The 12,742-nt window shown below is 31.0% G+C and carries 11 protein-coding genes; all 11 read right to left on the bottom strand.

What is annotated here, in order from left to right; translation table 11 throughout:
* Nucleotides 1-781: pseudouridine synthase (locus Q0370_RS09075; RefSeq protein WP_299574900.1), on the bottom strand; the 781-nt coding region annotated here is incomplete at its 3' end.
* A gap of 3 nt (nucleotides 782-784) precedes the next feature.
* Nucleotides 785-1,888, bottom strand: coding sequence for a rod shape-determining protein RodA (gene rodA / locus Q0370_RS09070; protein WP_299574897.1), 1,104 nt, complete (start codon nucleotides 1,886-1,888; stop codon nucleotides 785-787).
* A 148-nt stretch (nucleotides 1,889-2,036) separates the two neighbouring features.
* Nucleotides 2,037-3,257, bottom strand: coding sequence for a pitrilysin family protein (locus tag Q0370_RS09065; protein ID WP_299574894.1), 1,221 nt, complete (start codon nucleotides 3,255-3,257; stop codon nucleotides 2,037-2,039).
* A 44-nt stretch (nucleotides 3,258-3,301) separates the two neighbouring features.
* Nucleotides 3,302-4,378: an LptF/LptG family permease gene (locus Q0370_RS09060; RefSeq protein WP_147005988.1), complete on the bottom strand. Its 1,077-nt coding sequence runs from the start codon at nucleotides 4,376-4,378 to the stop codon at nucleotides 3,302-3,304.
* 13 nt (nucleotides 4,379-4,391) lie between these two features.
* Nucleotides 4,392-5,489 (bottom strand): LptF/LptG family permease, encoded by a 1,098-nt coding sequence (locus Q0370_RS09055; RefSeq protein WP_299574890.1) that lies wholly within the window; start codon nucleotides 5,487-5,489, stop codon nucleotides 4,392-4,394.
* 69 nt (nucleotides 5,490-5,558) lie between these two features.
* Nucleotides 5,559-6,137, bottom strand: coding sequence for a CvpA family protein (locus tag Q0370_RS09050; RefSeq protein ID WP_299574903.1), 579 nt, complete (start codon nucleotides 6,135-6,137; stop codon nucleotides 5,559-5,561).
* A 14-nt stretch (nucleotides 6,138-6,151) separates the two neighbouring features.
* Nucleotides 6,152-7,249: an alanine racemase gene (alr, locus tag Q0370_RS09045; protein ID WP_299574888.1), complete on the bottom strand. Its 1,098-nt coding sequence runs from the start codon at nucleotides 7,247-7,249 to the stop codon at nucleotides 6,152-6,154.
* Nucleotides 7,250-7,288: 39 nt separating this feature from the next.
* Nucleotides 7,289-8,260 (bottom strand): protein translocase subunit SecF, encoded by a 972-nt coding sequence (gene secF, locus Q0370_RS09040; protein ID WP_299574886.1) that lies wholly within the window; start codon nucleotides 8,258-8,260, stop codon nucleotides 7,289-7,291.
* Nucleotides 8,250-9,464, bottom strand: coding sequence for a protein translocase subunit SecD (gene secD, locus Q0370_RS09035; RefSeq protein WP_299574884.1), 1,215 nt, complete (start codon nucleotides 9,462-9,464; stop codon nucleotides 8,250-8,252). The genes secF and secD overlap by 11 nt, the downstream gene beginning before the upstream one ends.
* A gap of 37 nt (nucleotides 9,465-9,501) precedes the next feature.
* Nucleotides 9,502-9,918: a Holliday junction resolvase RuvX gene (gene ruvX / locus Q0370_RS09030; protein WP_299574882.1), complete on the bottom strand. Its 417-nt coding sequence runs from the start codon at nucleotides 9,916-9,918 to the stop codon at nucleotides 9,502-9,504.
* A gap of 97 nt (nucleotides 9,919-10,015) precedes the next feature.
* Nucleotides 10,016-12,631 carry an alanine--tRNA ligase gene (gene alaS / locus Q0370_RS09025; RefSeq protein ID WP_299574880.1) on the bottom strand — a complete coding sequence of 872 codons (2,616 nt, stop codon included), beginning with the start codon at nucleotides 12,629-12,631 and terminating at the stop codon, nucleotides 10,016-10,018.
* Between the last annotated feature and the right edge of the window lie 111 nt (nucleotides 12,632-12,742).

Here is a 12,742-nt window from a genome sequence, read left to right as displayed (position 1 = left end):
CTATATTTTTCAAATTAAATATTTTTTTTGAATTTTTTAATTTATCAAGATTTATATGCTTAAAATAAGTGATACTTTTTTTCGACTCTCCTGAAATAGGTTTTTCAGAGACAATAACTTTATTTTCCATTGTTGTCAAATAATTTTCAATTTTAAAATCTTTCAAATTAAGATTTTTTTCTTTAAACTTAGGATGTTCAGTTATCTTTCTATTATGAACAATCGCAAAATATTTTTTATGAACTTCATTCTCTCTAATTTTTTGAGAAATATATCTAAGAAACTTTAAGGTTTTACAGCCAATAACAAGACCAGATGTTTCAAAATCGAGCCTATTCGCAAAATTAATATTTTCGCTTTTATAAATTTCCTTAAAAACTTCAGAAAGTCCATATTTATGTCCTGTTCCTTTATGCATCGGAATATTTTCCTTTTTATTCACAATAAAAAAATCGTCATTTTCAAAAATAACCATTTTTTTATATTTTTCCAGATCACTTTCTAAAATTTTTGAATTTTTCGCCTTGGCTATATTTACACTGTTTCCTGTTTTTCCAATATTTCCTGAAGACAAATTTCTAATTATAATTTTATCATTTAGCAAAAGGCGATAATTCTCTTTTGATTTTTTTCCATTAATTTTAATATCTCCAGACCTTATCGCTCCAAAAATTCTGCTAAGCGGCTCTTCCTTAAAATTTTTTCTTAAATATCTGTCAAGCCGCATTCCTTCCATCTCAGAATTTACAATAACTTCCTTTTTCTCCAAGATTTTCCTCATTTCTTAATTATTATGAATTTTTATGCTTTCAATTATTCCTATCATTATAAATGAAGCTAGAAATGAACTTCCACCGTAACTCATAAACAATAATGGTTTTCCTGTAACTGGGACAAGCCCAATTGTCATTCCTACATTTACAATTACATGCATAAAGATAACTCCTGCTAACCCATATAATATGAGGCGGCCAAAATCATCCTGTATAATCCGGGCTATCCTCATAATCTCATAGATTAACATAAAATATAAAAGTAAGACTAATGAAGAGCCTACGAATCCTAATTCTTCAGACAATACTGAAAAAATAAAGTCTGTCTGTGCTTCAGGTAAAAATTCCAATCGGCTCTGGCTCCCTTGCAGAACTCCTTTCCCCATTATTCCTCCTGCTCCAACAGAAATTTTCGATTGAATTACGTGCCATCCGCTTCCTTTTCTATCTTTTTCAGGATGCAAAAAAGTTTCCACACGGTCTCTTTGATAATCGTCCAAAACAAATCTATAAACTGGATAAACTGACAATAAAACCACAATTCCTATTACCCAAATCGGCTTCATATCTGCACCGTATAAAAAAATCATAAACAAAAATGAAGAAATTGTTATCAGTGTTGTTCCCAAATCAGGCTGTATTAAGATTAATAAGATAAGCGGTAGCGCTGGAAGAATAGAACCAATAATATCCTTTAAGTTATTAATTCCTTCTCTGTATTTTGTTACAATCCAGTACGCTATAATCAAGATAATCCCTACTTTTACAAATTCTGACGGCTGTAGCTGAAACGGTCCCAGTGCAATCCACCGTTGTGCTCCAAGCGTCTTTTTCCCTGCAAATCGAACCAGCAGCAACAAAACTGCTCCTATTCCATAAATATGCCAAATATATAATTTTAGAATTTTATAATCAATCGAAGCTATAGCAAACACTAGTATCGTTCCTATTGCAATCCACAGAATGTTCCTAATAACCATACCATTTTCCCTTGTTGCACTATATACAAATATAGTGCTGATTGTTGTAAGAGCATAAACGATTGATAAAATCATTTTATCCATCCGAAAAATACTATTTTTTATTCGGTCAGTTAATCTTTGTTTTTGAAACATTTTTTTCTCCTAATTCTTATTTTTAGTAATAAAGTTATTTTAAAACTAAATTTAAAAGTTATAACTATTTATTCAATCTAATACTGACTAAATCTTGAAAAATTTCAAGCACACTATTAAAAATTTTGTTAATTAATTAGTTAGTTAGTTAGTTATTAATATTTCCCAAAACCGTTATATTTTCTGCTAAATATTTCGTTTTTGCAAAAGTATTTACATCCTCAATTTTTACCTCATTAACTTCATTTTTCATTTTTTCAGTATCTAAAATTTCATTTTTTCTAATATAATAATTTCCTATAATTCCCATTCTTGAACGTGGATTCTCCATTGCAAAGGCGATTCTGCTCATATATTTGTTTTTTGCTTTCTGAAGTTCATCTTCTGTAACTCCATTTTCACGTAACTTTTTAAATTCTGAAAGCGTTATTTCTATTGCCTTTTCATAATTTTCTAGATTCGTTCCAATGTACGTCGATGTCAGGCCTCCTGATAAATAATATTGATTATACGTATAAACAGAATAGGCAAGTCCATTTTTCTCACGGATTTCCTGAAAAAGTCTAGAACTCATTGAACCACCAATAATATTTGCTAAAATATCCGTATATATTTTATTTTTACTGTTATAATCTTCACTTTGATGAGAAATACAGATATTAACTTGATTTATATCTTTTGAGACAATTTTTTTTCCAGCATTAAATGAAAAATCTATTTTATCACGTCTATCAATCTTTTTATCACCTAATTTTGAAAAATATTGATCAATTTTCTGAATAATCTCGTTTTTATCAAAATTTCCAGAAACTACAACCAAAATATTGTCTTTTGTGTATCTTTCCTTATAATATTTTCTGATTTCATCTGCAGTAAAGCCTTTTACACTAGCTTCTGTTCCAATAATAGGCTTTCCATACTGCCCATTTATACTGTCTGCATAATTCATTTCAAATACCAGATCATCTGGCGAATCCTTATACATCTTAATTTCTTCCACGATTACATCTTTTTCTTTTTCCAGTTCCTTTTCATCAATCGTAGAATTTGTAACAATGTCAAACAAAATATCCACAGACTTTCCTAGAAACTGTGTTAAGGCATTTATATAAAAAACTGTTTCTTCTTTTGTCGTATGTGCATTCACATTTGCTCCAAGATAGTCAATTTCTTCAGAAATTTCAAAATAATTTCTAGTAGGAGTCCCTTTAAAAATCATATGTTCCAGTACATGGGAGATTCCTTCCTCCGTATCACTTTCATCTCGTGAGCCAGTTTTTACAAATACTCCAACTGAGCAGGTAGAAATACTTTCAAGCCTATCAAAAATAACTTCTATTCCACTATTTGTCCTTATCTTCTCTATCATACCATTCCCTTCTTTTTTTATTTTATAAAAATCAAAAATATTTATTAGTATTCAGAATCCCTAAATAATTTTATTCCAACTATTAAGAATATAATTAACGGAATAAAACAAGCTGCATAAATTGGAACTGCTCCAGATACTGCCATCGAACGTAAAATCGTGCTGACACCGTAATAGGCATAACCAATTATTACAGATAATCCTATATTTAGAGCTGCTCCCCCTCTTACATACCTACTTCCTAGCGAAAGTCCAATTAGACACATAACGAATGAAGATAATGCAAAAGATATTCTATAATAAAATTCTATTCTTAAATTTAAGGAATCTGCTCCAACTCTTGTAAAATAAACTACCTTTTCACGTAATTCAGGCATTGTCAAATTTTTTGCCTTGACTGGGCTTGCCAGTACATCCTCCATTTTTGCAATAAATTTGAATTTTTTTGTATCAGCAGGTTTCATTAAATTAGTTTTATCATCGTATTCCTTTAAGTCTTTGAAAGTCCATTCATTTGTTTTGGGGTTAATTTTTCCAAAAGGAGAAGTGTATATTTTGCTTATTTCCTTAAAGCCTTTTTCAAATTTCAGTATTTCAATATTCTCCATGGTTCCAGTATTTTTATTTGCGTGTTCACTAAAAAGCACTGTTTTTTTATCAATTTTTACAAAAATAAATTTTTTCTCCGCCTTGACAGGTTCCTTATTATCAATTTTTAAAGATTTTAAATTTTCTTTTTTAGTGTTTGATTTTCCTAAAGCATCGTAATTTAACCAAAATACGCCCATACTTACAAGAAATGAAAAAATCATTGGAAATAAAGCTATTCTTGCGAAACTGATTCCACTTGTTTTCATTGCTGCGATTTCCAGCTGTTTTGCCATCTTGCTTATACACAGAAGACTTCCAAGCAGAACTCCAAGAGGAGCTGTATTTGTTATTATTTCAGGTGTTCCATATCTCAGGTATCTTATGGCATCATGTCCTTTAAGCTTTCCGTCCATAATCCATCCCGTAAGACTAATACTTTCAGCTAGTAAAAATATTAAGAAAAACATCATCATTCCTAAAATAAAACTTTTTACATAGTTTAGAATTATATATTTATCTAATTTATTCATACTCCTCCTTTCGCTAATTTCCTTTATATTTCTTTATTGAAAAATATATGCACATTATAAATAAAACAAAATTAGGAACCCACATTGCAATGTTTGCAGGTACATTATTTTTTAGCACCATAATCTTTGCATAACTTGCCATTCCTATATAACCAAATATAACAATCAAACTTATTCCAAAACTTATTCCTCTTCCACTTCGTCTATGCCCTACTGAAAGCAGTACTCCCAGCCAGCATAAAAATGTACTTGCAAATGGCCCTATAAGTCTTTGGTAAATTTCTACCTGTGCTTTTAGTGCAGTTTCCTTTTCTTCAGGATTTTTTATATTCTGTTTATAAAATTCATTCAATTCTTTTATATCCATCTCTTTACGGCTTTTTTTTACTTCCTTCTTATTTTCCCTAAAAAAAGTAGTGATTGGTATTTCCTGCTCCTGATACAAAGCAGAAACTTGGCTATTACCGTCTTTATCAAAAGCGTATCCTTTTACTTTCTTTAATCGTATAATTCCTGGATCAAATTTTGCATTTTCTGCAAGAAATACTATAGGATATGGATTATCTCCACGTTTATTTATAATCAGGAAATTCTTAGCTGTTGCTTTTTCATTATTTACTTCATCAATGTAAAATCCGAAGCCTTTTTCCTCATTTGTCAAAAAAACTTTTTCCTCTGACAATGAACTTGGTTTTGAAGCCAGAATTTGTTTTGTCTGTGCATTTATATTTTTTAAGGCACGAGGATTTACATATATTTCAAGCCCTAAACCAATCAACGTCAATATTATTCCAAAAATAAATGCTGGTCGGATTATTCTAAAAAGTCCTATTCCAGAACCTTCCATTGCAACAATTTCATTCGTTTCTGAAAGTCCTCCATAAACAAGCATTACCCCAAGAAATGCTCCCATAGGTATTGTCTGTACAAGAACTCCCGGTATAGCATAAAATAGATAGTCTATTATAGATATAAATGGCAAATCACTTGCAAACAGACGTTCCATAACTTCCATTATCACATTTAACATCATAATAAATGTAAATATGCTAATTCCAAATATTGACGGCAAAAGAAGTGAATTGTAAATATATCTGTCAATTATTTTCATTTTTATCAATTTTCCTTTTTTATTTTTCTTTTTATCTTATAATCATTTTTTATTTCTGTACCAAGGTGTTTATTCAATATCTTTTGTTTTTTCAAATTTATCTGGTTTTGGATTTTTATAATTATTTAAAACGTCATCTATTACTTCTTTCTCTCTCTGGCTAACAACATATCTTTCCACATCATCTTTTATGAATTTTGGAAAAGAATCTGCAAATTTTAATGCATGTTTTGTCATAAACTGAACAGAAAGGCTTTTGTCCCTTATTTCACGTATTCTTTTACTTCCTATAGATCCTGTAATTACTGTAATATAAACAATAACTGCAACAAAGAATAACTCCATTATTCCAAATATCATTCCAGAAAATTTATCAAATCTTTTTATTTTTATACTTTTTAAAAATTTTCTATTAGCTATAAGAACTATAGAATAGACAATACATTGGACTAAAACTATAATAACAAAAATTTTTAACTGATTTTGAGGTTTAATTTTCTCTGAATTAAAAAAAAGTTTACAAATATAATTTGTTATAAAAATAATAAAAATATATTTAAACATATTGAAAAATTCCAAAGAGAATCCTCTTCTATATCCAAGAAAAATAAATATTATCAGTAAAACTATAAAGCCAATATCCAGCATCATTTTCCCTACCTCTATTTTTCCACATAAATTCTAGGCACTCTCTGACTTATTCCACATAAAATCTCATACGAAATAGTATTACATAAATCAGCAACCTCTACAACACTTATATTTTCACCAAAAAATTCTACAACATCGCCTTTTTTAGCTTCATTTTTCAATTCTTCAGGAAGTAAAATTATAAGCTGGTCCATACAGACACGTCCTACAATTTCACATTTATATCCTTTATAAAAAACAAAGCCTTTATTTGACAAGTCACGTCTTACTCCATCAGCATATCCAATAGAAACTGTAGCATAAGTCTTTCCAGCTTTTCCTTTATAAGTATTTCCATAACTTATAAAACTATCTTCCTTTAATGTCTTTATATAGCTGATTTTTGCAAAGAGAGACATTACTGGCTTAAATTTATACGGAGCTGTTTCTTTGTCTGTAACCCCTCCATAAAGTATAATTCCCACTCTCACAAAATCTTCTATGCTATCTTGAAACTTCAAAGTTCCAAAACTGTTGTGCAGATGTCTGTATTTTATTGATGATATTCCACTTGATATTTTTTCACACATTGCTTTAAATTTGCTTTCCTGCAATTTTGTATAGTCTTTGTCACTATCCGATGATGAAAAATGCGAGAAAATTCCTATTGGATTAATATGACTGGAATTTTTAAGAATTTCATTCAGTTTTTCAGTCTCACTTTCCTGAAAGCCTACACGTCCCATTCCTGTATCTATCTTTATAAACACATCTGTAGTTTTCCCTTTTTCTTTTCCAGTTTTTTCCAAATATTCTATTTCCTCAAAATCTGTTACCATAAAATAAATATTTTTATCAGCAATCAAATCCATGTACTCATTTTCCACAGGTCCTAATATCAGCACCATAATATCATCATGAAGTTCTTTTATTTTAAGCGCTTCGTCACTTGTTGCAACTGCAAAATTCTTAATCCCTTTTTTTATAAGAGCATTACAAATTTCAAGCATCCCATGTCCATAAGCATCTGCTTTTATAACTGCTATTATTTTGTCTTTTGTCACAATTTTTTTAATTTCATCAATATTGCTATACAAATTATTTATATTTATTTCTGCCCAGCATCGCATTTTTCAATTCACCTTCTAAATTTATCATTTTATTTTTGATTATACTAGCACTTTATCTTTTTCATCATATCCATTTACTGTTTTACCAGAACTTTTTATAACATCTTTAACTTTAGGCTCATTTTTACCTTTTTTCATTATGTAAACTAAAGGACTTGCTACAAATACTGATGAATAAGTTCCAACAAGCATTCCTACAAATAGAGTCATACTAAATGTTTTTAATGTATCTCCACCTAAAATCAGAAGTACAATTACTGAAAATAGAGTTGTCAATGAAGTATAAATCGATCTTGTGAACACTTGATTTATTGATTTTTCAATAACAAGATCAAATGGTTCCACAGTTTTATTTTTACCTTTTCTATTTTTCTGAATATTTTCACGAATTCTATCAAATACGACAATCGTATCGTTAATAGAGTATCCTAAAATTGTAAGAATTGCGGCTATAAATGGAGTATCAATCTCATATTTAAGTATCGCAATAACTCCAAAGGCAATAATAACATCGTGAATAAGTGCTATCACTCCTGCCAGAGCATAAACAAACTCAAATCTTATAGTAACATAAATAATAATCAGGATACTTCCTATTATTAAAGACTGAATTGCATTTGCAGTTAATTCCTTACCGATTACTGCTCCCACAGTTTCATTTTTTACAACTTGATATTTACCAGTTTTTTTGCTTAATTCTGACATTATTTTTGTTTTTTGCGTATTATCAAGCTGCTCTGTTTTTATGATAACAGTATTATCTGTATCTGAAAACTGAACTCTTTTTGCCTTTAATTTAGGAATTTCGCCAATTAAACTGTTTAATGTCTCATTCACTGCATTTTGATCAATTTTCTTATCATATTTTAACTGAATTAACTCTCCACCTTTAAAATCTACACCAAGATTTAGCTTTATTGCAAACAGCGAAATCAATGAAACTATAACCATTATTGCTGAAATACCTAAAAAAAGGTTTCTACGTTGTATAACTTTTAAATTAATCTTCATTTAAAGCTCCTTTCCAGAACAGCTGTTCTCTTTTTATGTTAAATGTTTTTATGAATAATTTTAAAAATATTTTTGAAACAAATACTCCTGTAATTACAGTAGCAACTACACCAAGTGCCAATGTCACTGCGAATCCTTTAATTGGCCCAGTTCCTAGGAAAAACAGCACAGCCGCCACAAGCATTGTAGTCAGATTTCCATCAATTATGGCAGGAAAGGCATTTTCATAACCTCTTTCAACTGCATCATGAAGCGATTCTCCAAGCCGTAATTCTTCCTTTATTCTCTCATAAGTAATTACATTTGAATCAACTGCCATTCCTAATGTTAATATAAATCCTGCAATTCCAGGAAGTGTCAACGCTGCACCGATTCCGCTAAGTAATCCTAAAACTAGGACTCCATTTATTAAAAGTGCTATATCTGCAACAATTCCAGGTATTTTATAAATAGCAATCATAAATACTGAAATTACACCTAGAGCAATTAACCCAGCTATTCCAGTCTGTCTTATTGAATCTACTCCAAGTGTTGCTCCAACTGTTCTATTTTCAACAATTTTAATTTCCACAGGCAATGCCCCTGATTTTAACAGATTTGCAAGATTATTTGCTTCTTCGATTGAAAATCTTCCAGTTATAATTCCGCTTCCTCCGTTAATTTCACTGTTAATTGTAGGTGCTGACTGTTCCTTGTTATCAAGCATTATTGCCAGCTGTTTTCCTATATTCTCCCTTGTAATCTTAGCAAAAGTGTTTGCTCCTTGTGAATTTAATTCAAAACTTACAGAAGGCATCCCAACCTGATCTCTAGAAACTCCTGCTGTCTTTAATGCAGAACCTTCCAATAAAACAGGCCCGTAAGAACCGTCCTTATTTTTTATTCTAAACTCAAGTTTCGCTGTCGTACCAATCAATTCAATAGCCTTTTGAGGATCTTTTATCCCCGCAAGCTCCACTATCAATTTATCATTTCCACTAAGCTGAATAACAGGCTCAGCAACTCCAATACTATTTACCCTTCTTTCAATAATATTTTTAACTTTGCTCATTGTATCAGGCTCAATTTTCCCCTGTGCCTGTAATACAACTGATGTTCCACCACGTAAATCAAGTCCCAGTTTTACTTTATTAAAGTACAAAATAAGAGCTGGAACAAAAATTACCAAAAATAACCAAACATAATGTGATTTTTTATTCTGCATTTTTTTATCCTTTCTTTTTTTATTTAAATATCTATTCTTAAGGCAATGTGTCGAGATATTTTTGCAAAATTATTGACGCTGCAACCATATCTACTACTTTTCTACGTTCTTTTCCATTTTTTTTGGAATAGTTTTTTAGATAATGCTCAGCTTCTGTTGTTGTGTAACGCTCATCCACAAAGATAATCTGAATATTTGGAATACTCTTTTTCAATTCTTCCACAAATTCCTCTACTTTTTCCACCTGACGTTTTTTCGTGCCATCAAGGCTCTTCGGCATTCCCACAACAACTTTTTTTGTGCCTTCATCATCTAGTATTTCCTTTATTCTTTCAACAGAATTTGTCTTTGTTCTGTCAATTACTTCGAGAGCAGTTGCAAGAATTCCCAAAGGATCGCATTTTGCAACTCCAATTCTGACATCTCCTACATCTAATCCAATAAATTTCTTCATTTTTTATTTCTCATTTCTTAAACAATTTACCATTTTATATACTTAATAATATCTGCTTTAGTAAAAATCTAAATCTGCATATCTAAAAGTAAATTTATTATAATTTTTCAGTTACAAATTCAAATGCTTTTTCAACAGCTTCTTTTACAGCACTTCCATCTTTTCCACCAGCCTGTGCAAAATCAGGACGTCCTCCACCGTTTCCGCCAGCGACTTGTGCTGCAACTTTTACTATTTCTCCAGCCTTCACTTTTGAAATCAAGTCTTTTGTAACTCCAACTACAAAAACTGCCTTTCCATTGTTATTTGTTCCCAAAATGATGATTCCAGACTGCATTTTTTCTTTTCCTCTGTCTACAATCTCTTTCAGTTCATCAACATTCTTATCTTCAAATGAAGATTTTAACACTTTCACACCATTTACTGCTTCAACATTTTCAAGCATTTCATTGATTTCATATTTTACAAGTTTTGTTTGCATTTCCTCATGTACTTTTACTGCAGCTTTCATATCTCCAATATATTTTTCGATAATATCAACAACATTTTTTTCATCTGTTCTAAAAATATCAGATATTTCTTTTATTTTTTCTTCAAGTCTATTTACATAATTCAAGCTCTTATGTCCAGTTGTGGCTGTAATTCTACGTGTTCCTGAAGCAATTCCGCTTTCAGACTCAATATTGAATAATCCTATTTCTCCAGTTGATTTAACGTGTGTTCCTCCACAAAGCTCGATAGAATATCCGTCAATTTCAACAACACGGACTATATCTCCATATTTATTGGAGAAAAGTGCCATCGCTCCTCTTGCTTTTGCATCTTCAATATTTTCATAATTTATTTTTACCTGTAAATTTGATAAAATAATGTCATTTACACCTTTTTCAATTTTTTCAATCATTTCTGGACTGATTGCTTCGTAATGTGAAAAGTCAAATCTTAATTTTTCATCATCCACAAGCGATCCAGACTGCTCTACATGTGTTCCTAGATTTTCTCTTAAAACTTTGTGTAAAATATGTGTAGCTGTATGATTTCTCTGGATATCTTTTCTACGGTTTACATCAATTTGCATTTTCACTTCTACGCCTACCGCTGGAGCAATTCCTCTTGTGATTTCAACCTGATGAATAAAGACATCGTGTTTTTTAACCACATTTACAACTTTTCCTTCAAATTCTCCAGAAGTGATAATTCCTGTATCAGCAACTTGCCCTCCAGATTCAGCATAAAACGGAGTTTTATCAAAAATCATCTCATATCCTGAAATTCCTTCACTTTTGGCAATATGTAAAAGCGTGCTTTTTTCCTCAAAATTTTGTGAATATCCAGTAAATTCAGTTTTTCCGTGCTTTTCAAAAAATTCATCTATAAATTCATCTTTTATCATATCAGAAATTGTTGTTCTGCTGTCCTTTGAGCGTTGCACCTGTTCTGCCAGTTTTTTCTCAAATTCTTCTTCTGATGCTTCAAATCCTTGATTTTCCAAGATTAATTTTGTAAGTTCAAACGGGAATCCAAAAGTATCATACAGTTTGAAAGTCAGTTCAGCTGGCAATTCCTTCTGATTTTCTGCTTTTAATTTCTGAATTTCTTCTTCCAGCATTTCAGTTCCATTTTTCAAAGTTGTTGCAAATCTTTCTTCTTCCAGTCTTATAACTTTTTCAATATATTCCTGTTTTTCAGCTAATTCTGGGTATGCTTCATTCATTGTCTCAAGAACATAAGGCACTAATTTATAAAGAAATATATCTTCTTTTTCAAAAACCTTCTGTTTTGCGGAACTTCCAGCTCCAAAAGCACGTCTTATAATTTTTCTTAAAATATATCCACGTCCTTCATTTGATGGCAATACCCCATCTCCAATCAAAAATACAGAGGCTCTAACGTGATCGGCAATAATTTTTATTGCTTCCTCATTTTCATTTCCTTGAATTTCAAGTACAGATTTTATACCTTTTATAATATTTGTAAACAAATCAGTATCAAAGTTGTTATCCTTGTTTTGTACAACCGAAGCAATTCTCTCAAGTCCTGCCCCTGTGTCAATATTTTTTTCTGGAAGTGGCACAAGTGAACCGTCTTCAAGCCTGTTCCATTCAGTAAATACCAAATTCCAGATTTCTAGAAATCTATCTCCATCATCTCCTGGCTTTCTGTCAGCTTCTTCATTATTTTCCCCCATATTCTGAGTATCGTAATAAATCTCACTGCAAGGCCCGCAAGATCCTACAGGTCCTGCTGCCCACCAGTTATCTTCTTCTCCAAGCCTAACAATTCTTTCTGCTGGCACTCCAATTTCCTTGTTCCAAATTTCATAAGCCTCGTCATCTGTTTTATACACAGACACCCAAAGTCTGTCCTCTTGCAGTTTCAATACTTTCGTTATATACTCCCAAGACCATTCAATAGCTTCCTTTTTAAAATAATCTCCAAACGAAAAATTTCCTAACATTTCAAAAAACGTATGATGTCTAGGCGTTCTTCCTACATTTTCCAAGTCATTAGTTCTAATACATTTTTGATAAGTAGTGATTCTTTTAAATGGTGCCTCCTTTTCTCCCAAGAAAAACGGTTTAAACGGTACCATTCCTGCTACAGTCAGCAATAAGCTCTTATCGTCTGGTATAAGCGACGCACTTTCAAAATGCTTATGCTCTTTTGATTTAAAAAAATCTACAAAACTTTTTCTTATTTCATTTCCTGTCATTATTTGTTTGAGATTGTTGAAACAATCCCTCTCCTTTCCTATTGTATCTTTATTTTATTATTGTAAAATTATTATTTTCAACCAATATTGCTTCTTTATTATTAATCAATT

It is taken from the genome of uncultured Leptotrichia sp. (genome assembly GCF_938036635.1).
Lineage (GTDB): Bacteria > Fusobacteriota > Fusobacteriia > Fusobacteriales > Leptotrichiaceae > Leptotrichia > Leptotrichia hongkongensis.
The sequence above is the reverse complement of the archived record's forward strand: the minus strand, read 5'-3'. Positions and strand labels throughout refer to the sequence as shown.

Coding starts and splice junctions, on each gene's coding strand:
- ruvX (WP_299574882.1), bottom strand. CDS start 9,918: ATGAAGAAATTTATTGGATTAGATGTAGGAGATGTCAGAATTGGAGTT.
- Q0370_RS09065 (WP_299574894.1), bottom strand. CDS start 3,257: ATGATAGAGAAGATAAGGACAAATAGTGGAATAGAAGTTATTTTTGAT.
- rodA (WP_299574897.1), bottom strand. CDS start 1,888: ATGTTTCAAAAACAAAGATTAACTGACCGAATAAAAAATAGTATTTTT.
- alr (WP_299574888.1), bottom strand. CDS start 7,249: ATGCGATGCTGGGCAGAAATAAATATAAATAATTTGTATAGCAATATT.
- Q0370_RS09055 (WP_299574890.1), bottom strand. CDS start 5,489: ATGAAAATAATTGACAGATATATTTACAATTCACTTCTTTTGCCGTCA.
- secF (WP_299574886.1), bottom strand. CDS start 8,260: ATGAAGATTAATTTAAAAGTTATACAACGTAGAAACCTTTTTTTAGGT.
- secD (WP_299574884.1), bottom strand. CDS start 9,464: ATGCAGAATAAAAAATCACATTATGTTTGGTTATTTTTGGTAATTTTT.
- Q0370_RS09050 (WP_299574903.1), bottom strand. CDS start 6,137: ATGCTGGATATTGGCTTTATAGTTTTACTGATAATATTTATTTTTCTT.
- Q0370_RS09060 (WP_147005988.1), bottom strand. CDS start 4,378: ATGAATAAATTAGATAAATATATAATTCTAAACTATGTAAAAAGTTTT.
- alaS (WP_299574880.1), bottom strand. CDS start 12,631: ATGACAGGAAATGAAATAAGAAAAAGTTTTGTAGATTTTTTTAAATCA.